This is a genomic window from Flavobacterium sp. C3NV (assembly GCF_046825355.2).
In the GTDB taxonomy this organism is placed as follows: domain Bacteria; phylum Bacteroidota; class Bacteroidia; order Flavobacteriales; family Flavobacteriaceae; genus Flavobacterium.
Genome location: NZ_JBKQBJ020000016.1, coordinates 30,977 through 53,381, shown reverse-complemented (window position 1 = coordinate 53,381; position 22,405 = coordinate 30,977). Strand labels below are relative to the sequence as shown.

Below are 22,405 nucleotides of genomic sequence, written 5' to 3'. Positions count from 1 at the left end.
GTTTTTAAATATAAATATTGATGTTTTGTAACTTATTGTAAAATAGATTATTATATTTTATAAAATAGGTAAAATAGTATTAAATGTAGATAATATTGTCTTACAAGATGATTAGTGTAGTTTTTACATTTACAAAAGAATGCTATTTCTTAACCTATTAATTAAATAAACTATGAAAAAACTTTTACTACTAGTTGTCGTTTTTCTATCCAGTTATTTTGCAATTGCACAGAAAACGCTTTTTACTCCCACAGAATGGAGTGACCCCAACAATGAATTTTACAATAAAGTATCCAATTCCAGAAAGTATGAGTCTACCAACTTTGTGCTTTACTGGGGCGATAAAGTAGGCACAAATCCTGCGGCATATGCAGATGCTGCTTTACGATTTACACCTCAATCGGTTGCGGATACACTCGAGACTAGCTTTAAACGCTATATCACCGATTTGCATTTTGTAAATAATGCGCCAACAACCAATTTCGGGAAATACAAGATCATTATCATGATGATGAACACCTGGAATTCTACAGATCCCAGATTAGAAGCTTTTGCACAAGCGAGTTCCTTTAGCAACACCATTGGTGCGATGTTCGTACATCCTGAAGCTACAAGAGACGGGGGAGCATTATCACACGAGTTTGCGCATACACTGCAAATGATGATGAGCATTCAGGAAAATCCGGGTGCCGGAAGAGCATTTTCCGGATATGATTGGGCCAGTCCGTTTTATGAAGGACATGCCAATTTTATGCGTGCTCAGGCTTATCCGCAATGGGCAGAAATCGACGGAACTCTGACCCGCTGGATCCAGACCAAACATTTTATGTGGTCATCGAATCGACATCATTATACCAATTTTCATTTGATGTATTATGTTCAGGAAAAAGAGGGATTTGATTTTACGAGAAGGATGTGGGCAGAATCTATGAATGAAGAACATCCGCTTGAAACTATTAAGAGATTAAAAGGTTTTACACAGGATCAGCTTGATGATTATCTGTGGGGATATGCGCAGCGACAAGCCGCATTCGATTATCCTATTCAGTGGAATTCCCAAATCAACACCACCAGTAATTTCGGAAAAACGATCAGAAATGTTTACAATGCGATAAAAACAAATATGCCTCGTTATACCAGCAGACAATACACGCTGCTTACAAAAGTTACGGGAACTACCGACCAATATTATACGAATAACGATTGGGCGCCACAGGATTACGGAATGAATTTAATTCCGTTATACCCGACTTGTACAGGAACACAAAAGAAAGTTACCATTAAATTTAAAGGACATACAGAGGTTAATACTACACAGGCAGGATGGCGTTATGGTTTTGTTACGACAAAAACCGATGGAACTATTTCGCGTTACAGCCCAATGTATAAAACAGATGGAGAAGCTTCGTTTACGCTTAATACCTCAACAGAAGCCAATATTTATCTGGTAGTTTTTGCAGCTCCAAAAGTGCATGTCAATTACAATATGGATGTGGGTTACCCAAAACAAAGAAGATATCCTTATGAACTAAAAATTGCAAATGCTACTCCGGAAGGATTCCAGCCTGCAGCCAATTTTAGAAGTTTTCTTAAAACAAACGGACATTTACATACCAATGGAGGCGGCTGGGTTTCTAACAATGCAACTGTGGCCTCAACAGTATATGTAGGTCCGTATGCCATTGTACGAGGCGGAACGATTTCAGGAAATGCCCGTATCGACGATTACGCGATGGTAGATGGCGGAACTATAAACGGCAATGCGATTGTAAGAGGCAATGCCTGTGTGTACAATGCGACTTTATCAAACAGCGCCATTGTTGAAGGTAATGCCTGGATGGAAGGCGGTTCTGTAAAAAACACAGCCAATATAAAAGGAAATGCAATGTTGTTTGCAGGAGATTTTGGCAGTTCGGTTGTAGTAGGCGGCGATGCAGAAATTGGAAGTTGCTCTACACCGGGTGTTTATTTGCAATTTCCATATTGGAGAAACGGAAGAGACAATTGCGATGGTAAAGGTGCCAGCGATACTTCAAACATCGATATCAATGCAACATTTACCAACTTTACAGCTGCGCAAATGGCTTTTAGCACAACACCCAACTGTACTGTAACTACACTTAGTGCTAATAAAGCAGCTGCTGATCCGGAAACAGATTTAAATGTTTATCCAAACCCAACAAAAGGAAACCTGAACATTTCTTTTTTACAAACCCAACAAGAAAAAGTAACTATTGTATTGTTTGATATTAACGGACAAAAATTAGCTACAATTACAGATAAGGTTTACGAGGCAGGCAAAATAGATATTGCCTACAACTGTAGTTACCTGATTAAAGGTGTTTATTTACTGAACATTCAAAGAGGAAGCGAGATTGTAAGTAAATCATTTTTGAAAGAATAATCAGGATTTAAATATTATTTTTTATAAAATAGAAACGCTATAAAGTTACTTTATAGCGTTTTTTTATGGATTGAAATCTTTACCTATAATTCTATTATTTCACTTTCGTGGAATTTCCTTTTTTTGTTAATAGTTTGATCAAGAGACAGAGAATGAAGTTGTTGTGATTGATGAAAAAAAATGAAATGATTTTATTAAGAATAAAATAAATTGATTAATTTTAAAAAAAAATCATGTTTATACCCAAAAGTTTACATTACACAAAGAATCATTTATGGTTAATGCGAATTGGTGCTGATCATTTTTTTGTGGGCATCACAGACTTTGCACAAAAACAAATAGGCACCGTTCATCGCGCGCACCTAAAGTTAGAAAGTCAAACCATAAAAAAAGATACTGCCTGGGGGAAAATCAATGGTACTGAACAGAGTTTAGATCTTGTTTTGCCATTTGATTGCGAGGTTATAAATACCAATACCAATCTTGATCATTCAAGCCTAAATACTAAGCCTTACGAACAATGGTTTTTGAGAGTTTCAAAACCAAATATTCCAGATTATATGTTTCTGACCAATCATGATTATAAAGAATTCTGTATGGATTCTTAAGCTATACATCAGCAAACTTTTATTTGTGTACCCATGTTTGATTAAAATTTGAACATCGATAAAAACTGTCCGGAGATTAATTTTCGGACAGTTTTTTTTTTTTTATGGGAAGAATCTTTTCTACAGCACCTACAATCAAGAATTGATATAAAATGCCTTAATTCACTACTCATTTGGCCTTTTTTGATAAAAAGAATGCGTTTATTTGCACAAAACAGCAATAATTAAATAGAATTAGAATGAAATTGAGAAGAAAACCAAAAATGACTTTAAAGTATTTTTTCGAAAAAAACTTTGATAATGAACAGTTATGGAATTCTAAAAAAGGAAATATAGAGCTGTTGGTAGAATTGGTAAATTTAATTCGTCCTAAAAAGCCAAAAAAAATAACCGAAGTCGATCTTTCTCCACTCATTTATCTGCTTCAGGAAAATCCAAATTATCGTGACGGTCTGATGGATTGCATCACCATTAATTTAGAAAATAAAAAGTTCAATAAAATCCTTTCTGATGCAGGAATTCTTCAGGATGCCAATTTCTTTTTTGAAGTGCGCAAGAGAATTTTTGCCAAATTAATTCCTGAGCAGCCAGAAAAAGATACTTTGCAATTTATCTTAAATCAGGTATTTTTTGTCAATACAGATTTGCTCTGGATTGGTAAAATACCTCAGGGGCAAATCCTCCAGTTATTTTCCCTGCTAAAATTTCGTTCTATCTATGGAACTGGCGAAGAGAATTCATCTTTTAATGAATTGGTTTTTGCCATGGAAGTTATTACTTACCGTATCTGCGGATCTGCGATGGAAACAGATGTAATCAGAATGGTGCCAGAATATGAAAATCTGGAAAGTCCGTTTATTGCCTTTCAGCGCGAATTATTGCTCATGAATGAGAAACTGTTAGCAGTGTCTGATAGTGTTATCAATGCCGAAGATCTAGACTATAAACAGTTGATTATCCTGCACAAACAATGCACAGATTATATCGAAACGGCTTTTAAAAACAGTAATAAATTTGGTATTTCGCTGCATGTCAATCAAAGCCTTTTACGTATTCGCCAGCAACTCGACCGTCTGAGATCTTTGCTGCCGCTTTTGATAAAGGGTAACGAAGAAGATGCCAACAGAAATACAATTTACCTCTCTTATAAACTGATTAAATACAATTGTAATAAAAACAATATTCAAAAATTAGTCAACGAGAGTACTCAACTATTATCTTACGAAATAACCCAACATACCGCCAATACCGGAGAACATTATATTACAAACAGTAGCAAGGAGTATTATAAAATGTTTTTCTCAGCAGCTGGTGGTGGTTTTATTGTAGGTATATTGTGTATTATCAAACTCTTATTAGGAAAAGTGCATGCCAGCGGCTTTGGCCATATGTTTTTGTACAGCATGAATTATTCTATAGGGTTTATCATCATTTATATTATGGGATTTACCCTGGCAACCAAACAACCGGCAATGACAGCTTCTGCTTTGGTAAGAGCTTTGCAGGAAGGTTTTAAACAGCATGTACAAGACAAAAAAGAGTACAAGTACAAAGAGTTTGCTATCTTTTTTGCCAGAGTATTCCGTTCGCAGTTTATTGCCTTTGTAGGGAATGTTATTATTGCCTTTCCGGTTTCATTACTCGGAATTTGGGGTATTGATCAAATATTTCATCATAATATTGCCAAAGAAAAATGGCCCACTTTAATCAATGATCTGAATCCTATTTATTCGCCGGCAATTTTTCATGCCGCTATAGCCGGGGTTTTTCTGTTTTTATCAGGGATTATTGCGGGTAGTATTGCCAATCGCGATAAGCACAACCATATTTATTACCGTATTCAGGAACATCCGCTACTTAAAATGAGTTTAGGAAAACGATGGACGAAGAAATTAGCCACAGTCTATGAAAATAAATGGGCAGGAATTATTTCCAATTTTTGGTTTGGAGTTTTTATGGGAAGTACTGTTTTTATTGGAATTTTCTTTGGATTAAATATTGATATCAGACACATTACTTTTGCCAGCGGAAACTTCGCCATGGCTTTATATGGTGCCGATTTTTATGTAAGTCAACAAATGTTTTTCTGGTCCGTAATAGGTATTGGACTTATTGGTCTGGTCAATTTTATGGTTAGTTTTAGTTTATCACTCGGGCTTGCGTTTCGTTCCCGAAATATTCCACTTTCAGAGTTAAGAAAAGTAGCAAGAGCGATCTTTAGATATTTTAGAAGCAAGCCTTTGCATTTCTTTTTTCCGCCAAAGAATAGTGCTGTTTCAGAATAGTATTAATGTCATTTTGTTTTCTTTAAAATAAGACAATTCCTCTTTTGTTTTATAACGAGCAAGGTCCACACTAGTTTGTATTGCAGACCTTGCTTTTTATGTACTTAAAATCTTTAGAAGAACTTCAGGAAGCTATTTTTAAAATTTAAACCATTCATAATTAAGAGGTATTTGGGTACTTTATCGTATTTTCGAGTATCTAAAAAATAAGTAATTAATAGTATGGCTGTTCCCATTAACCAAGATGAATTGCTGGAGGCAATAACCGCAAATTATGATAAACTTAAAAAGGAACTTTTAAGTATTCCTGTTGATTTAACTGCAGTAAAAGAACTTGAAGGCCATAGCAAAGGAACTTTGATGAGTATCAATAATCTCATGGCTTATCTTGTAGGCTGGGGAGAATTGGTACTAAAATGGAATTATAAAAAGGCGAATAACGAAGCTGTCGATTTTCCGGAAACCGGCTACAAATGGAATGAATTAGGAAAACTGGCTCAAAAATTTTACAAAGATTATGAAGACAATTCTTTTGAGGAACTTCTTGTAAAACTGGACCATACTGTAGTTTCAATTATAACATTTATTAAAAGTAAATCGAATCACGAACTTTACGAAATACCCTGGTACGAAAAATGGACATTAGGCAGAATGATTCAATTTAATACTGCTTCGCCTTATACAAATGCCCGTGGGAGAATACGTAAATGGAAGAAAGAAAGGAATGAAAAATTCCAATAAAAAAAATAAAATTCATCTTGTGTAATGGCAGAATAAATGATAAAACACTAGTTAGGTCTCTCGCTGCTTTCTATTCGTAGGCAATGTTCGGTTCCTAAATAGAGAGGATCTCCATGTTTTTCGGACCAAAAGCCATCCAGAACATCTTTGGTAATACATCTGTAAACCGCAACTCCTTTGTAGGTTTTATTATCGTCGCCTTTATAGCTAAAATTTATAACCAGAATATTGTCCTTAAAAAAACCGTAGCCTTTTTGTTCCTGCAAATTATTAATAAGCCATTTGGCCAAAATTCGGTTGTTTTGGTCTAAAGATAAACTCAAAATACCTTTGTAGGTCACTCCGTTGTTCTCGTCCTGATTGCTTCCGGAAATGGAGTAACTGCCAATTAATTCTTGTATCGTCATTTAGTAATTTTTATAAATATTTAGTAGGATAGAGGTTTGTAAAATAGCTAACTAATGATGAAATCGAGAAAGTAATGATTACTAGAGTAAAATGTACTTAGAGTTATTTTTCATTGTTTATTAATTCCCAAACTTTGGCATTAAAATTTGTTTTTGATATACCTGTAAGCTTTTCAAGTGTTTTAAAATAGTTTTCATTCATTTTTTCATAAGGTCCGCAATTCAAAAATTCCCAAACACCTTCAAATCCTTTTTCTTTTTCAATTTTCTGTACAAACAAAGCATTTAATACATATTCGGGCATTAAATGAGTCGCTTTGCTTTCTCCAAAATTTTCAAATTTTCCATAGTTGTTGAGCCAGTCCATATTTTTATCGGAACTTACTTTTGCTTTGAACTTAGTAAAAATGTCTTTCCAGCTTATTCCCCAACTTCCACCATATAAATAAGCACAGCCTTCGTCAATTGGCTTGTTTACTTTTTTTCTTGAAATAACAAGGCTTAATCTGTCGTGCCATAAATCATGTGGATCAAAACTATCGAATGTTGCACTATTGCGGCCTAATAGTATCAATTTTTTGTTTGAAACGTCTGAACTCAAAGTGTTCGCAGAGGAACCGTTATAAGCTAACTTATAATTAATACCAATGATCTTTTGTAACGTTGTAAAGTCAGAGGTTAAATAAAATTCACAATGTTTGTCTGATACTTTTAATTTTTTGTCAAACGAATTCGCCATCCTTTCAAATTCCTTTATTTTTGAATGGTTGACAGAGGACTCATAGTGAAAAGTGTTATTTTCTGCTTTTATGACTTTCCAATTTTTTGTATTTCGAATAAGTGTTGAAGAAAATAAAAATGAATTGTTCTGTTTGTGAGCAATAAACTCAAAACTTCCAGATAATATTGGTGTTTTTTCATTCACTCCCATATACGAAATCTGCACTAAATACTTGTCTTTTTCAATCGATACCACATTGGTCAAATAAGGTTTGTAGAAAAAATCATCCTTAAGTTTTCCGTTTTTTTCTATTCCATTTATTTCATCAAGTAAAATAAATGTTTCGATCTTTTCACTTTCAAGCACGAACTTATTTTCTTCGTTTGGTTTTTGTGCGGCAACTAAAAATTCGTTTATAGAAGTTGTTAATTTTTTACTTTCTATACTGTCTTTTGGTAAAATAATATTTGAATTTAATTGCAAATTACTGGTCTGTGCATTCAGGAAAAGCGTACTAATGAAGAGCGTTAAAGAGTATTTTAATTTCATTTTTTTAAGTTGTAAATTACGGGTCTGGTTTAGTTTTTAGAATTGTACATATAACTTGTAGAGGTCAATAGGCTCTAATTTGGTTGATTTATATACCACAAAGGGATTTGATTTCTTTTAAGCGAATATAAGATATATTGTAGTAATTTTTTAGTTTTTCAGAATTAGAAAAGATTCTTTAAAAAGGAAGCTTTTTCTTTGCTAATAGTTTCATTGGTTACTAATGAAAATCAGAATAATAAAAAATTGATTTATGTACATACAGTTTGTATTTTTGCCCTTATGAATGACAACTTTATAAATGAATATTTCGGGATAGGAATACAAAATGGAAAAACGCCTGAAAACTTGGGTGTTCTTTGGCGATCGGCTCAAAACTTAGGCGCTACTTTTATATTTACCATTGGTAATCGATATGCCAAACAAGCCAGTGACACTCACGACGCTGTAAAATCAATTCCTTATTTTCATTATGATACTTTTGAAGCTTTCTACGAAAACTTACCCAAAGGAGCAAGATTAGTTGGTGTTGAATTAGATGAAAAAGCTGCCGATTTAGAAACTTTCGAACATCCAAGACGTTGTGTTTATTTATTAGGAGCAGAGGATCATGGCTTATCGAGAAAAGTAATGGATAAATGCCATCATTTAGTAAAATTCAAATCAGAAAAAAGTCTAAATGTAGCCGTGGCAGGAACTATTATTATGTACGATAGAAACTTGTCGAAACCGCGATCTTAAAGACATAATTAAAAAGTATGAAAATTTATGACAAGTTATGTGCTGCTTTTATTTATAAAGCAAGAGAAGCAAAATAATGAGGTTTGTAAATTTTATACGATAATTTTTTTGAGTACATTCTTAAGTTTGTTCTTCATGGCTATAATAATAACCTTAAAAAATATTTTGCCAGAAAGTATAAATTACTCCATCTTACCATAGAGTTATATTCAAAACAGGTAAGATATAAAGATCGAAGTCATTATTTCTATATTTAATAACTGCAATTATTATTACTATTAATTATTTGGTAGTATTAAAGGCTTTTGTAATATTAGAAAAGCTCCTCCTTTAAATTTTTAACTTCATAAAAAACACTTGTTAGGCTTTGAATTCATCTCTTCTGATATATAAAAAAGCTGATCTACTGGGAATTGTGTAACATCCTGCTGAAATTTAATACTTCTTAAACTCATCTCATTTGTACCTTTAGTAGTATTTAAAAAACTATTATATAAATCAAATAATATAAGTTATGGCAGAAATTAAAATTGAGAAAAGAAAGGCAATATGGCCATGGATTGTAGCAGTCCTGTTGATTGCAGCACTTGTATATTATGTCTTTTTGAGAGATAATACGACAACAAGTGAAAACGGTGTACAAATTGAAAATACTACAAGTACAGACAATACGACAAATTAGCCAGTAAGACTATCGGAAGATGATTGATAATACTAAAAAAATAATTATGGAAAATAAAGATAGAAATTTATATAAGTTAGACGAACTTTCTGATTATAAGATTGCTTCAAACTATTCTGATGTACGAGGATGGAAAATAGTAGATAGTGACAACCGTACTATAGGCACAATTGATAATCTTTGGGTTAATAAAGATATGAAGCGTGTTGTATATCTGGATGTGAAGGCAGATAAAACATTAATTGAAGATGGCCGTAATGAAGTTCATGAGGCTATAGCGAAAGATAACGGTCAGGAGTTTATCTATAAAGACGGAGACAGCCATGTTATAATTCCTATTGGATCGGTCAGTATTAATAAAGATACGAAAACTGTTATGGCTAACAGTATAGGATATGATACCTTTAGAAAAACAAGCAGATATAATACTCAGCACAATTTTGACAGGGAGTATGAAAGAAGAGTAATGAAGTCTTATTATCCTGAAAATGATCCTGACTCTGTGTATTATAGTGATGATGACTCTTTTTACGAACGCAGGGAATTTGACAACAAATAGTACCGACATTTTATTAAAGTAAAAATGATTAAGAAGATCAAACGTTTAACAATGTTTGATCTTTTTTCTGGATTTTAGTTTTGATTTAATCATCGGGAAGCAAGAGTATAAAAATTGCCAAAACAAAACTACAAGTTTCGACAAACTAAATTTTTGGATTATGAAAAAACAATTGATAACAATAATAACATATGGCCTTATTTTAAACGGCCTTCTGTCTTCCTGTAAAAAACAGGACGGTTATAGTGATGAAGTTACCACCACTCAACAAACACAAACATCTGATAGTACCCAAACCGCAACAGATTCTTCGACTACAAATAACAGCGCAACACCAGGTAATAGTTCTGCCGGAGATGTAGGAGCTCCAAATACCGGAGCAGAAAGTACAAATGCAGCAAGTCAGGGAACAAGCGTTGATGTTAATGAAGTAAAAGGAACCGGAACAGGAACGGGACCAGGGCCCAGCGTTAAAGATGGTGCCGCCTATTCAGGTCCTTCAGACCCGCAAAACGAAAAAATAAAAACTTCAAAAAACAAAGCGGCTCCAAAAAAAGATAAATAACTCAGGAAATTTATAAATAGTAGAAAGCAATGTTGCGTTATTTGGTACGTTACTGTCCTGAATTATAATTGTTTTTTTATTTTAATCAATATCAGATCTTTATAGTTAATTTTTGTAAATTGACATTGGTTTTGTTTTAATTAAAACATTCTTTTTTTACTCATAAGAACCCTGTTATAAATAATATTATATGGAAAATTCAAAAGCATCAATAACTGCGATAAACAGTTTATTTACAGATGAAAGCCTTATTCCCGATGAATATAAGATTTCAGAAATTCACCAGCGTGAATACCTTTTAAACGGTCAGTTAGTACCCTGGAACGGTGAAATTACAGAAGTTTTTTCTCCCGTTTTTGTCGGGTCGGGGGAAGGGCTATCACGTAAACTCGTTGGAACAATTCCTCATACAACTGTCAAAGAAGCAATGGAATCTCTTGACGCGGCAGTTGCAGCGTATGATAACGGGCAAGGTGTCTGGCCTACAATGAGTGTGGAGGATCGTATTGCCTGCATGCAGAAATTTGTATATCTGATGATCCAGCAGCGCGATCCTGTCATTAAACTCCTGATGTGGGAAATTGGCAAAAGCCTTGGAGATTCTACCAAGGAATTTGACCGGACTGTCGAATACATTAATGCAACAATCGATGCTTTAAAAGACCTCGACAGGCAATCCTCAAGGTTTGAAGAATCAGAAGGGATTCTGGCTCAAGTGAGAAGGTCTTCTCTGGGAGTAGTTCTTAGTATGGGACCTTTTAATTATCCGCTTAATGAAATTTTTACGACCCTGATTCCGGCATTAATTATGGGGAATACTATTTTGTTTAAATTACCCAAACACGGTGTGCTGGCACATTATCCTTTACTGAATGCCTTTAAAGAGGCCTTTCCTCCTGGAACTGTAAATACATTATACGGGCGCGGAGCAGAAATTATCTCTCCTTTGATGGAAAGCGGAAAGGTGAATGTATTGGCGTTTATTGGCTCGAGTAAGGTGGCCAATAGCCTGAAGAAACTACATCCTAAGGCCAACAGACTGCGGTCTATTTTAAGTCTTGATGCCAAAAATGCGGCGATCGTTACCAAACACGCCAATTTGGATGTAGCGGTTAATGAATGTCTGCTTGGTGCTTTATCGTTTAACGGGCAGCGCTGTACTGCGCTCAAATTAATTTTTGTGCAAAGAGAAGTTGCCGAGGAATTTGTTGCAAAATTAAGTGATGCCGTAGCAGCTTTAAAACCGGGGCTTCCGTGGGATAAGGATGTAAAAATAACCCCACTTCCAGAAGTAGATAAACCGGCATACCTTAAAGAATGTCTTGACGATGCTTTGGCTAATGGTGCTAAAATTATTAATGAAAATGGCGGCCACACCAACAATTCGTTTGTTTTTCCTGCCGTTGTATATCCGGTAAATGATAAAATGAAACTTTATCACGAAGAGCAGTTTGGTCCTATTGTACCTGTAGTTCCTTTTGATTCTATTGAGGAGCCTATAGCGTATCAGATCAATGCCTCACACGGAATGCAGGTCAGTATTTTTAGTGAAGATCCACAGGAAGTGGCAAGTCTTATTGACCCCTTTGTAAATTTGGTAAGCCGTGTCAATATTAATTGCCAGTCGCAGCGCGGTCCGGATGTTTTCCCTTTTACAGGAAGAAAAGACAGTGCCGAAGGAACTTTGTCTATATCAGATGCATTACGTTCTTTTTCAATTCGTTCGCTTGTGGCTACAAAGGCTACCGATGCAAATAAAACTTTATTTAATTCGATTGTAAGAGATCACGATTCCAATTTTCTAAGTACAGATTATATTTTTTAAGACTTTGAAAATGCATAAAAAAAGACAGCTAGATGCTGTCTTTTTTGTTAAGATTAAGTATTTAAAACGTAACCGTTGATTTTATCCTTATAAAACTGATTTAATCTATCCTGTTAATATGTTTTTTATCCTGAATTTAATCAAGAGGTTCTTTAGTATCAATTTCGATACTTGGGGGCATAAGTTTGTACATCACAGGGGTTACAATTCTCGATAGAATGGTCGAACTTATCAGTCCGCCGATAAGAACAATAGCCAATGGTGCAATTAAAGGATTAGAATTCAGCGCAAGTGGAATAAGACCGCATATTGCCGTTATGGAAGTCAGCACTACTGGTAAAAACCGTGTTTCTCCTGCAATAGCAATTGCCTCATCTATGGAGTGTCCTTCTTGTCTGAGCTGATTGGTAAAATCTACCAAAAGAAGCGAATTTTTAACCTGAATGCCCGACAAACCAATAAAACCAATAATAGCTACCAGCGACATAGGACTTCCGTTAATAAGTAATAATACAACTCCTCCTAAAATTCCCAACGGAATAATGGAAAGTACAATGATGATCCCTTTGAATGTTTTGAATTGCAATAACAGTACACCAATGAAAAGGAATGTGCTTAAAATAATTACCGAAAGGAAATTCCCTCCAAGAGCATCTCCTTCGGACTCTTTTTCACCTGATAATTTATAGTAATACCCCTTTGGCATTTTAAGTTTATCCAGTTTAGGGATGATCTCTGTTAATAAATCATTAGCATAATAACCTTTGTCTGATAATGCTGTGACCTTTGCAAAACGGGATTTATTGAAATGATTAATCGTCGTTGGCGAAGTTTCAAAAGAGATCTCTGCAATTTGGTTCAATGCAATAGGCGTTCCCTGAATATTATTTACATACAGGTTTTTTAAAGCGTCCAGATTAGAAAATTTATCTCTAGGCAGCGTAAGGGTAACATTTCTGGCATCACCTCTGTCATCGATAAAATCCCCAACAGTTAATCCTGCTACAGCAAGACGTACAACTTTATCTGCCTCACTTGTCATCACACCTAGTGTTCTTGCTTTTTCTTTATTAATTTTTACTTTGACATCTGTTTTGTACGTGTTGAGTTCATTGTTGATATAAACTGTTCCTTTCTGATTGCGTAAAATAGTTTCAACTTGAGAAGAAAGCTTACGTAAAACAGCCGGATCTTCTCCAAAGAGCCTCACTACAATATTAGCCTCCAGAGGAGTTCCCTGCTCAAAATCTTTAACTTCGATTTTAGCATAAGGCATTGTTTTGAATTTCTCTCGGAGCCTTTCAATCAAAGCTGTTTTTTCGGTAGGTTTTGCCTCGTCTTCCAACTGTACAAAAATCTGTGCAAAATCAGGTTTTCTGTCCTGCGGATGTACATTGTAATAAATCTGCGGATTTCCCTTTCCGACATTCGCTGTATAAAAGACAATTTCTTTGTGGTTTTTTAATTCAGCTTCGACCAGTTTTGTAACCCTGTCACTTTCGGTCAAATTGGCTTGAAGCGGCATTTTTATATTAATAAGAAACATTGGTTTCTCTGAAGTTGGGAATAACTTAAATCCGGTAGCCTTAAAAAGTCCAAATGCGGTTATGCTCAATGCTATGGATATAGCAATTGTTGTTTTTGGAAACTGCAATGCTTTAGGCATAATCCTGCTGTAAGATCGTGTCAGGAATTTTTGCAGGTATTGAAGAAAAACATTTCCTTCGCCATGTTCGTGTGTTTTTAAAAATCGGCTTCCCAGAAACGGAACCAATGTCATCGCCACAATCATTGAGGCCAAAACACTCGTAATAATTGCCATAGGAAGACTTCTTATAAATTCACCTGAAACATCAGGAAGAAAAGCCAACGGTAAAAAAGCAATCACAAGAGTAGCAGTACAACCCACAACAGCAAGACCAATTTGTTTGGTGCCTTTTAGAACAGCATCCATTTTAGAATGACCTTCACGAAGCCAGCGCTCGATGTTTTCGACGACCACAATACTATCATCCACCAGAAGTCCTAAAGCAACCACTAAACCTACAATGCTCAACTGATTTAAGGAATAACCGAATGCATTCATGACAATAAGCCCTAAAGCCAGTGAGAGCGGTATGGATATCATTACAATTAAGGAAGCTCTTGATCCTAATGGTAAAAGCGTAATGATCACGAGAACGATCGCAAGGGTAAAATCAAAGCCTAAATGTCCCAGACGCTGCGATACCATATTGGCTTGGTCAAAGTTTTTAACCAGTTTTATATTTTGAGGCAGGTCTTTAGAGAATTCCTCTACGATTGGTAAAAATTCTTTTTGAACGTCAGTTATATTTACGTTGTCTTTCATACCTACGGTAATCAGAACACAACGATGACCATTTATGCGGGTAATATGATCTACTGTTTCGGATTTATAACCTACTTCAGCGACATCCTTCATATAGATTATTTTACCATTTGCATTGTATATAACAGTATTGGCCACATCATCGGCATTTTTAAATTTACCGCTTGTCTTTACATTAAACACCTTACTGTCAAGATTGATGCTTCCTCCGGGAATATCGGCAGCTTCACTCTGAAGACTTCCCATAACGACATTCAAGGGGATCTTTAGCTGCGCGAGTTTATCCAGCTGCAGATCAATTCTTATTTCCTGTTCCGGTATTCCTGCATATTTTACGTCTTTAAGATTGGTGATTTTCTCCAGTCTTGTCTTCAATTCGTCTGCTGCATCACGCAGTTTTTTATCTGATGCATTTTCTGAAATTAAGGCCACCTGAAGAATTTTTACATCTGAAGAAGCAATTTTCTCGGTTTTTATAAGGTAAATGTCTTTGGGAAGTTCGCTGTTTTGCAACGCATTCATTTCCGTAGAAATTTCCTGATACTTATTATCGACATCAACCCCATATTTAAATTTTACCTGAAAGGCAGCTACGCCATCTTCAACAGTAGTAAGGATTTTATCAATATTCTCAAGTCCGTAAATTTTATTTTCAATAGGTTTTACTACCTGTTCTTCCATATCCTTTGGACTGGTTCCGGGATAAATAACCGTAATCAGATATTGCGGAGGATGAGTAGAAGGATCTTCTGATCGCGGCATTGAAAACAGGGTCAGATACCCTACAACAGACACGAGAAGAAATATAATCAGTGTGAACTGATAGTTTTTAACGGCAAAGTTTGTAATCTTCATGGTGCTTGTTATTTAATGATCTTAATCTTTGATTCTTCGTTGAGATAGGCGCTGTTCGAAATCACTATCTGGTCTGTTTTCTCAAGCCCATCTTTGATGTACACGATTTTGTTTTCAAATTTGTAAATGGTCACAGGCTGTCTTCTCACTTTGTTATTTTCAACTAAAAAAACAAAAGCCTTATTACCGTCTGCTTCAATAAGTGCATCATAAGGAATCGTGATTAAATCCTGAGCAGTATCGGCACGTATTTCGGCTTTGCCAAACATACCCACGGCAGGTTTGCTGTTGTTCATGTTCAGTTTTAATTCCACCTGAAAAGATCCCAAAGCGGCATCTGCAGACTGCGATTTTCTAAAAACCACGGCATCAAAGTTTTTATCCGGATAGCCATCGAGAGTAACCAATGCTTTCTGGCCAATTTTAACCGATGCCCATTCTTTATCTGTCAGTCCAACTTTTAACAGGTAATTATTGTTATGGGATGTTTCATTTATGGCTAAAATAGGAGAGCCGGGACCTGTAACTTCGCCCTCGCTTGCTATTTTTTGAGATACAAAACCATCTGCCGCCGCATATATTTTGGCATAACGGGCATTAAAAGCAATGGCATCTTTTTGCTTTCTGGCAATGTCAAGACCTGTTTTAGTATTTTGAAGCTGTTCTAAAGTATATACGCTGTCCTGGTAGAGATTCTTGGCGCGGGTATAATCCCTCTCGTATTTTTTTACATTTAAATCAGTCTGGTTCAAACCTGCACTAATTTCGGTTTCATCCAATGCGGCTAAAAGCTGTCCTTTTTTAAAGAAATGCCCTTCTTCTACATAAATGTACCTTACGATACCGCCAATTTTAAAGCTGTAATTGGCAGTGTTTTCTGTTGTGACTAAACCAGAAGCATTGATATTACTTGTAAGCGCTAAAGATCCGGCTGGTGCTGTTTTAATAGATACAATATCCGCAGTTTCAAATTGGTTATGCTCTTTTTTCTCTTCTTTACAAGCATAAAAAAGAGGAAAAGCAAAAAGACATACTACTATTGATTTTTTACTCACAAGCGTAAAATATTTTTTTTTGTGTTCGTGCCCCGCGTCTGAAAGGCGAACGGATGAATTAATCTTCGATTTCATAAGTGTTGTTTTTGGATTATTTTAAAGTAAAAGTGGCATTGGCTCTTTCTAATTCTGCATACGCAATCCAGGAATTATAAAGAGATATATTAGTATTAAGCTGTGCATTTACCCATTGATTTTGCGCATCCAGAAGTTCAATGTAGATGGCTTGCCCTTCTTTATATAATTTGGTTATGTCGTCATTATATTTTTTGGCTGCTGCTTTTTGATTTTTATCGGCATTAAATTGTTCCAAAGCAGACATTAAATTATTTCGGGTAACCTGAAACTGGAGCAGAAGCTGCTGTTTTACATTATCCGTCTGTGAGTTTATTTTATTGCTTTCTTCCTGAACCTGTTTAAGTCTGTATTTGTTTTTATTGCCTGAGAAAATAGTCCATTCTAAAGCGGCACCGGCAAAATAGTATCGGGATTGTTTATTTACTTCGAAATCAAAGTCCTGAAATCCAAAATCAGCAAAACCGCTCAATTTTGGGTACCAATACGATTGGGTGAGCTTACTTACATTTTCATTTATATCTTTTGCCATGGTAAGTTTTGAAAGTTCTTCTCTGCCTGAGGTATTTTCCTGTACCAGTGTACTAGGCAGGCTTTCTTTATCCGAATCAACTTCAATTTCGCTGTCAAGCTTTTGATTAATTAGAAAATTAAAATATGTTTTCGCATTATTGCTGACTTGTTTTGCTGTTTCCAGATTTGCCTCAATACGAATTACTTCATTATCACTTCTAAGAACGGCCGTACGGTTTATCTTGTCATTTTTAAATAAAGACTGGTTGACCCTTTGGTTTTCTTTTACCAGTGCCAAAGCATCCTGATAAATATTAATTCCTTCAATTGACTGCAGGTATTTATAGTATGCCGTTTTTATTTCTTTAACCAGTTCTCGTTGATAGATTTCCAGTTCTATTTTTTGTAAAGAAGTTTGTTGGCTTTTGATTCTCTTGTTATAGATAATTTCATAGTTCAGCAACGGCATTGTTGTGTGAATTTTAGCATCATAAAAATTATCGGGATTAATCAAAACCGACTGGTTCTGCAAAGAAGGGAAAGCATTCGAATTGGTTATTTGATTGAGTGTGCTGTATACAGGGTTCAGCATGTCCCCAATCGGGATATCAATAGTTCTTCCGCCGTCGGCCTTAGTATAATTGGCATTCAAAGAAACAGTAGGGTAGAACAGGGAACGTGCTTCCTGCAGGGCATACATACTTTTATTGATGTCGAAGTTATGCTGTTTGATTACCTCGTTGCTTTTTAATCCAGTCTGGATATAATTATCGAGTTTGCTTTGGGAATATCCTATAAATCCAAAACAAAGAATGGTAAATGTAATTGCCTTTTTCATTTTATTGTACATTGTTTTTAAATTGAACATTGTTCATTTTTTTGATCAAAAAAAAGTTTAAAGTTTCTTTATTATTTTTAAATATTCATTGTATCCATCAGAAAGGATGGTATCCGGGTTAGAAAATTTTACACCTTTTGTTCTTTGGCGTATTTCCAGACAGCACATTCCGTGTACTAAACTCCAAATCATAAAAGATAATGCTTCTAACGAATGTCCCTCAAAATGCCCTTCGTTCATACATTCTTCCACGGTTTTCTTTAAAGCACCAAAAGTTTCAGCTCCTTCATTCCATGCTTCTTTTTCAGTACTTTCAATAAATTCCATCGGAGCTTTTACGATGAACATCAAATCATACATTTCTGAATTTTCCATGGCAAATTTCAAATAGGTAAATCCCATTTTTCGAAGACGTTCCATTGGATCTTTAATAGCGAACAATTCGGTAAAATAGCCGCCTAGCTCTTGAAAACCAATAGAGTGGAGGTCATGAAGAATAGCATTCTTATCTTTAAAGTAAACATACACAGTTCCAACGCTGTAGTCAATTTCATCAGCGATATTTCGAATCGTAGTCTGTTCAATACCTCTCTCTAAGAAGAGTTTTTTGGCTCCTTTTAGAATCAGCATTTTTAAGGCTTCTTTTTCACGTGCTTTTCTTTCTGCTGTACTCATGCTGCAAATGTATGTATAAAAAATGAACACTGTTCATTTTTTTATGATAATAATTTAAAATTAGCTTGGCAGTTGTATCGTTTCTTCGAATTCCTCAGATGTTTTCGATGTAATTATAGAGAGGAGCAACGTGTAATGTTCTGATGCGGTTTTGAATGAAATTCCTTGGTAATGAATAGATATAAGGCAAAAGCAATGCCTAATGTAGTGCCCCAAATGTTACTTCGAGGCTCTAATGATATGTACTAATTACTGGCTCCCTTGATATATTCCCGAAATCTCAGGAACCATTTGTAGTAGTGTTTGTGTAAGGAATAAGTTTTAATAGCTAGTTATAAAGAGTAGGCTTGTAATGTTTTTTTTGCCCATTTTCCCCAGTCTTTCAAAGCATCCAAAAGTATTTTGTTTAGTCCTTTATTGTCAGTAGGTTTACCTTTAATTGGTGGAGCTAAATCTTTATCAGAAACTGGAATTTCTGTAACTTTTGTAGCAAACCATGTCATATTTTCATGCGGCAGGGCCAATCCTAAAATTGTTCCGGGTAATCCTGTAAAAGATTCAGGACCACCAGCAAATGGAATTTGAATAGTGTAATAGGCAACAACATAAACAGAATCGAGAACTATAGCATTTGCTCTGCGGCATTCATAACCCGCTATTTCTCTTGTTTCATCGGTAATTTTCCAGTCAATTTTGCGTAAACTGTCTTTAACTAAATATAAATCGTCATAAACATTTTTTTGTGTAATACTGGTTTTTGCATCAAGATCTGTGGCGATAATATTTTTTAAATTAGCCATTGCATCGTCAGCAATCCAACTGTTGCTTGCTGACTGATTTGTTTCATCCCATTTGTATAAACTCTTGTTTTTTGAAAAACTGAGAGTGCTTTTTGTAGTTTTAAATTGCGGATTGGTTTTTTTATAACTTTCAAAAGCAGCTTGATAATAACTATCAGTTTCTCCTTTTATTTTTTTTGTAATCAAAGCATACATATTCGATTTTTTCTCAAATTCGATTACGCCATTTTGTACAAAGTGGTCATTTTGCGCAATAGTATTACAGCTTGTTAGTACAATTATTAAAATTAAGATGCGATTTATTATTGTTTTCATGGTTTTAGTTTTGTTTAATTTCTCCTCCGCCCATTTTGCTGAAATCCCAGCTTACAGAGAATAAAAAGTATCTTTGGATCGTAGTATAAGTACTTTGATTGATATTTCCATTAAATGCAGAACGATTAAATCCTACATTCTGGTTCAAAAGATCTCTTCCCGTTATAGAAACTCGTAAATTATCTGTTTTAAAGAATTTTTTGGTGATAGATGCATTCCAGATAAAACGTTCAAAAGTTTCCTGAATCACTTGCGTTTTTCCATTATATTGATAATTACCATCTGTGCTAATTTCTAGTTTAAAAGGTAATTCTACACTAGTCCAGAAATTCCCATTAAAACCCCAGCCATCGCTATTACTATTTTCGTTGATGCTTGCATTAGCAACGTTGTAAGTAGGTCCGAAGCTGGCATTAAAATTGTATTTTTTTTCTTTATACTTTGATAAGTTTAGATTAAAGGAATAAGTTGAATTTTTAGTTTGATTCAGTTTTGTATTGATGTAATTATAGTTTACATTTTTGTTGGCGCTTAAACCAATTCCTGCGTTCATGTCTATAGCTTTGATTGTTTTACCAAAATTAGTATTCAAAAAATAACCAGTTGCAGCTTTGTCTTTTAGGTTTACAAATTGAGAGATACTTTGTCCTCTATCATTTGTAACCACATTACTTATTATTGGATTTAGCGTAAAATTGTACGTTGCATTAACCGAAAAATATTGATTGCTAAGTACTTTATACGAATAATAACTTCCTCTAAAAATATTTCTAAAAGAAGGATCTAAATCTGGATTACCCAAAATCGTATTCAATTGGTTTTGATTGTTTCGTATCGGTTGTATTTGTTCTAATGTGGGCTGATCGGTGTTTCCGTTATACGACAAACGCAGTACTTCTCTTTGTTTAAAATTATATTGATAGTTTATCTGAGGCATGTAGTTGATAAATTTTCGCGTAAAATTTTCATCTGTATAAACATTATACTGTTTAAAGTTGACGCCGCTAAATTTAGAACCAAAAGAAAAAACAGTTTTATTTTTTTTGTAATTAAAAATCCCCCCAATTTGATTTATCGTTTGGTCTAATTCATAATTATTACTAAAGACAGAATCCAGAACATTATAATTTCCATCTGTGGATTGATTAAAAGATTTACGATCAGATTTTCCGTTACTTATGTTGAAGCCATAATTAAGAATTAAAGTCAGGCTTTTAGATAACGGTTCGGTATAGATTAAATTTGATTTAAAAACTGTATTTCTAATATTATTGACTTTATTTTGATCGACTACTTTGGTGCTATCCGGACTAATTACAGATGTTGTAAAAAATTCAGCTCTCGAATTTAAATAACCATCACTTTTGCTATCTGTACTCGATTGGCTTAGATTAAGAGATAATGTTCGACCCGTTTTTTTAAGTCTTTTGGTTAATAAAGTATTTATATTAAATATTTTATCATCAACATCATTTGTAGTTGTCTGTTTCAAATTATTCAATTGGTTACCTTGTTCGTCAGTACCTTTTCGCATTTCTGCTTCACTTGAATTACTGTTTTTAAATAATCCATCTACATTTAATTTTAAAGTTAAAGTAGTATCAATTTTAATTTCATAAGCCAGATCAATTTTATTTTTAGTCATGTTTTTCTCAAAACTCTTGTCTGAAGTATTATAAATACTGCTGGAACTTAAATTTTGCTGGTTAATGTCATTGCGATCTCCTGAAAGTTTGATATCGCCAATTTTATAATTTACATTGATAGATTCTTTATCGTTGTTCCATTTATTGTCAAAATGTATTCCGCCAGTTTGAGCTACTGGAATTCCTTCACCATTAAATTGTCCATCCCAACTTTCAAATTCATCATTTCCATTATTTGAAAAATTAATACCGCCGTCATCACTTACTTGATAACTGCTTTGACCATATTTATCTTTATCTCCCCATCCTAATCCTACTTGTCCTGTGTTGCCTAAAATACCATAAGCGGCTAATTTTTTCTTATCCCAAAACTTATTAAACATGGCTTGGCCTTTGTAAAAATTATCAGTTCCTCCTCCGAGTTCTACTTTCCCGAAATGACCATTTTTTTTGTCTTCTTTAAGTTTCACATTTAGTGTTTTGGTTTTCTGACCATCATCAATTCCTGTAAAAGCAGCCTGATCACTTTTTTTGTCGTACAATTGTACTTTATCAACCATGTCCGCACGTAGATTTTTTGTAACTAAAGTGGGATCATCACCAAAAAATTCTTCACCATCAACCAAAACTTTGGTTACTGTTTCGCCTTGAGCGGTAATTTTTCCATCCTTATCAATCTGTATTCCCGGGAACTGTTTTATCAGATCTTCCACTTTTGCATTAGGTTCTATTTTAAAAGCTTTTGGATCGAATTCTAACGTATCTCCTTTGATTTTCATGGCGGCTCTATTGCCTTTTATAATTATTTCGGATAGTATTCTTCCTTTATCAGCCAAATTAATTTTGCCATAATCTTTGATTAACTTTGTGGAATCAACAGAAAATTGATCTACAAAATCAGCATATTTAGGATAAGAAACCAGTAAAATAAATTTACCGGATTTAATATTATTCAACTCAAAATAACCATTTTCTTTGGCTCGGGTATATTTTAGTAAAATTGAATCTTGTGCTCTTAACAAAGAGACTGATGCATTCGTTAAAGTAGAATTGTTTATGGTATCTGTTACATATCCTTTTACTGTGCCTGATATTTGTGCTTGTAAAGTATTGGATAAAAAAAGAAAGCAACATAATAATAGTATTGTTTGTCTCATTAATTGGTTGTGGTTTTTTGAAAAGTAGGCATTATTGTT

Annotated in this window: 17 protein-coding genes; 9 read left to right on the top strand and 8 right to left on the bottom strand. The window is 34.5% G+C overall.

Features of this window, described 5'->3' with window-relative positions:
* Window positions 1–172: 172 nt before the first annotated feature.
* The 4 genes from ACIDC4_RS19845 to ACIDC4_RS19830 all read left to right on the top strand — a co-directional run bounded on the left by ACIDC4_RS19845 (window position 173) and on the right by ACIDC4_RS19830 (window position 6,038).
* Window positions 173–2,404, top strand: coding sequence for a DUF6055 domain-containing protein (locus ACIDC4_RS19845; RefSeq protein WP_412044216.1), 2,232 nt, complete (start codon window positions 173–175; stop codon window positions 2,402–2,404).
* A gap of 233 nt (window positions 2,405–2,637) precedes the next feature.
* Entirely contained in the window at window positions 2,638–3,012 is a 375-nt protein-coding gene (locus ACIDC4_RS19840) for a glycine cleavage system protein H (protein ID WP_412044215.1), read from the top strand.
* Between the two features lie 239 nt (window positions 3,013–3,251).
* Window positions 3,252–5,297 (top strand): site-specific recombinase, encoded by a 2,046-nt coding sequence (locus ACIDC4_RS19835; protein ID WP_412044214.1) that lies wholly within the window; start codon window positions 3,252–3,254, stop codon window positions 5,295–5,297.
* 222 nt (window positions 5,298–5,519) lie between these two features.
* A complete protein-coding gene (locus ACIDC4_RS19830; protein WP_412044213.1) occupies window positions 5,520–6,038 on the top strand; it encodes a ClbS/DfsB family four-helix bundle protein in 519 nt (172 codons plus the stop codon).
* Window positions 6,039–6,085: 47 nt separating this feature from the next.
* Here ACIDC4_RS19830 and ACIDC4_RS19825 read toward each other — a convergent pair whose 3' ends face one another.
* Together ACIDC4_RS19825 and ACIDC4_RS19820 are read right to left on the bottom strand one after the other, a co-directional pair.
* On the bottom strand, window positions 6,086–6,445 hold the full coding sequence (locus tag ACIDC4_RS19825; protein ID WP_412044212.1) for a hypothetical protein: 360 nt from the start codon (window positions 6,443–6,445) through the stop codon (window positions 6,086–6,088).
* Between the two features lie 103 nt (window positions 6,446–6,548).
* Window positions 6,549–7,715 (bottom strand): hypothetical protein, encoded by a 1,167-nt coding sequence (locus tag ACIDC4_RS19820; protein WP_412044211.1) that lies wholly within the window; start codon window positions 7,713–7,715, stop codon window positions 6,549–6,551.
* A gap of 282 nt (window positions 7,716–7,997) precedes the next feature.
* On the opposite strand from ACIDC4_RS19820, the gene ACIDC4_RS19815 reads away from it, so the two are divergent.
* From ACIDC4_RS19815 to ACIDC4_RS19795, 5 genes are all read left to right on the top strand, one after another.
* Window positions 7,998–8,456 carry an RNA methyltransferase gene (locus tag ACIDC4_RS19815; RefSeq protein WP_412044289.1) on the top strand — a complete coding sequence of 153 codons (459 nt, stop codon included), beginning with the start codon at window positions 7,998–8,000 and terminating at the stop codon, window positions 8,454–8,456.
* A gap of 514 nt (window positions 8,457–8,970) precedes the next feature.
* Window positions 8,971–9,138: a hypothetical protein gene (locus ACIDC4_RS19810; RefSeq protein WP_412044210.1), complete on the top strand. Its 168-nt coding sequence runs from the start codon at window positions 8,971–8,973 to the stop codon at window positions 9,136–9,138.
* Between the two features lie 46 nt (window positions 9,139–9,184).
* Window positions 9,185–9,697: a PRC-barrel domain-containing protein gene (locus tag ACIDC4_RS19805; RefSeq protein WP_412044209.1), complete on the top strand. Its 513-nt coding sequence runs from the start codon at window positions 9,185–9,187 to the stop codon at window positions 9,695–9,697.
* Between the two features lie 160 nt (window positions 9,698–9,857).
* Entirely contained in the window at window positions 9,858–10,262 is a 405-nt protein-coding gene (locus ACIDC4_RS19800; protein ID WP_412044208.1) for a hypothetical protein, read from the top strand.
* Window positions 10,263–10,452: 190 nt separating this feature from the next.
* Complete coding sequence (locus ACIDC4_RS19795; RefSeq protein ID WP_412044207.1) at window positions 10,453–12,087, top strand: NADP-dependent glyceraldehyde-3-phosphate dehydrogenase; 1,635 nt, start codon at window positions 10,453–10,455, stop codon at window positions 12,085–12,087.
* A gap of 136 nt (window positions 12,088–12,223) precedes the next feature.
* Here the strand turns inward: ACIDC4_RS19795 and ACIDC4_RS19790 are convergent, their stop codons facing one another.
* The 6 genes from ACIDC4_RS19790 to ACIDC4_RS19765 form a co-directional block, all read right to left on the bottom strand.
* Window positions 12,224–15,292, bottom strand: coding sequence for an efflux RND transporter permease subunit (locus ACIDC4_RS19790; protein WP_412044206.1), 3,069 nt, complete (start codon window positions 15,290–15,292; stop codon window positions 12,224–12,226).
* An 8-nt stretch (window positions 15,293–15,300) separates the two neighbouring features.
* Window positions 15,301–16,422, bottom strand: a complete 1,122-nt coding sequence (locus ACIDC4_RS19785) for an efflux RND transporter periplasmic adaptor subunit (protein ID WP_412044205.1) — start codon at window positions 16,420–16,422, stop codon at window positions 15,301–15,303.
* Window positions 16,423–16,438: 16 nt separating this feature from the next.
* Entirely contained in the window at window positions 16,439–17,803 is a 1,365-nt protein-coding gene (locus tag ACIDC4_RS19780) for a TolC family protein (protein WP_412044204.1), read from the bottom strand.
* Between the two features lie 27 nt (window positions 17,804–17,830).
* Window positions 17,831–18,448, bottom strand: a complete 618-nt coding sequence (locus ACIDC4_RS19775; RefSeq protein ID WP_412044203.1) for a TetR/AcrR family transcriptional regulator — start codon at window positions 18,446–18,448, stop codon at window positions 17,831–17,833.
* Window positions 18,449–18,780: 332 nt separating this feature from the next.
* Window positions 18,781–19,563: a GLPGLI family protein gene (locus ACIDC4_RS19770; RefSeq protein WP_412044202.1), complete on the bottom strand. Its 783-nt coding sequence runs from the start codon at window positions 19,561–19,563 to the stop codon at window positions 18,781–18,783.
* 4 nt (window positions 19,564–19,567) lie between these two features.
* Complete coding sequence (locus tag ACIDC4_RS19765) at window positions 19,568–22,366, bottom strand: outer membrane beta-barrel family protein (protein WP_412044201.1); 2,799 nt, start codon at window positions 22,364–22,366, stop codon at window positions 19,568–19,570.
* Window positions 22,367–22,405: the final 39 nt, after the last annotated feature.

Coding starts and splice junctions, on each gene's coding strand:
- ACIDC4_RS19845 (WP_412044216.1), top strand. CDS start 173: ATGAAAAAACTTTTACTACTAGTTGTCGTTTTTCTATCCAGTTATTTT.
- ACIDC4_RS19840 (WP_412044215.1), top strand. CDS start 2,638: ATGTTTATACCCAAAAGTTTACATTACACAAAGAATCATTTATGGTTA.
- ACIDC4_RS19835 (WP_412044214.1), top strand. CDS start 3,252: ATGAAATTGAGAAGAAAACCAAAAATGACTTTAAAGTATTTTTTCGAA.
- ACIDC4_RS19830 (WP_412044213.1), top strand. CDS start 5,520: ATGGCTGTTCCCATTAACCAAGATGAATTGCTGGAGGCAATAACCGCA.
- ACIDC4_RS19825 (WP_412044212.1), bottom strand. CDS start 6,445: ATGACGATACAAGAATTAATTGGCAGTTACTCCATTTCCGGAAGCAAT.
- ACIDC4_RS19820 (WP_412044211.1), bottom strand. CDS start 7,715: ATGAAATTAAAATACTCTTTAACGCTCTTCATTAGTACGCTTTTCCTG.
- ACIDC4_RS19815 (WP_412044289.1), top strand. CDS start 7,998: ATGAATGACAACTTTATAAATGAATATTTCGGGATAGGAATACAAAAT.
- ACIDC4_RS19810 (WP_412044210.1), top strand. CDS start 8,971: ATGGCAGAAATTAAAATTGAGAAAAGAAAGGCAATATGGCCATGGATT.
- ACIDC4_RS19805 (WP_412044209.1), top strand. CDS start 9,185: ATGGAAAATAAAGATAGAAATTTATATAAGTTAGACGAACTTTCTGAT.
- ACIDC4_RS19800 (WP_412044208.1), top strand. CDS start 9,858: ATGAAAAAACAATTGATAACAATAATAACATATGGCCTTATTTTAAAC.
- ACIDC4_RS19795 (WP_412044207.1), top strand. CDS start 10,453: ATGGAAAATTCAAAAGCATCAATAACTGCGATAAACAGTTTATTTACA.
- ACIDC4_RS19790 (WP_412044206.1), bottom strand. CDS start 15,292: ATGAAGATTACAAACTTTGCCGTTAAAAACTATCAGTTCACACTGATT.
- ACIDC4_RS19785 (WP_412044205.1), bottom strand. CDS start 16,422: ATGAAATCGAAGATTAATTCATCCGTTCGCCTTTCAGACGCGGGGCAC.
- ACIDC4_RS19780 (WP_412044204.1), bottom strand. CDS start 17,803: ATGTTCAATTTAAAAACAATGTACAATAAAATGAAAAAGGCAATTACA.
- ACIDC4_RS19775 (WP_412044203.1), bottom strand. CDS start 18,448: ATGAGTACAGCAGAAAGAAAAGCACGTGAAAAAGAAGCCTTAAAAATG.
- ACIDC4_RS19770 (WP_412044202.1), bottom strand. CDS start 19,563: ATGAAAACAATAATAAATCGCATCTTAATTTTAATAATTGTACTAACA.
- ACIDC4_RS19765 (WP_412044201.1), bottom strand. CDS start 22,366: ATGAGACAAACAATACTATTATTATGTTGCTTTCTTTTTTTATCCAAT.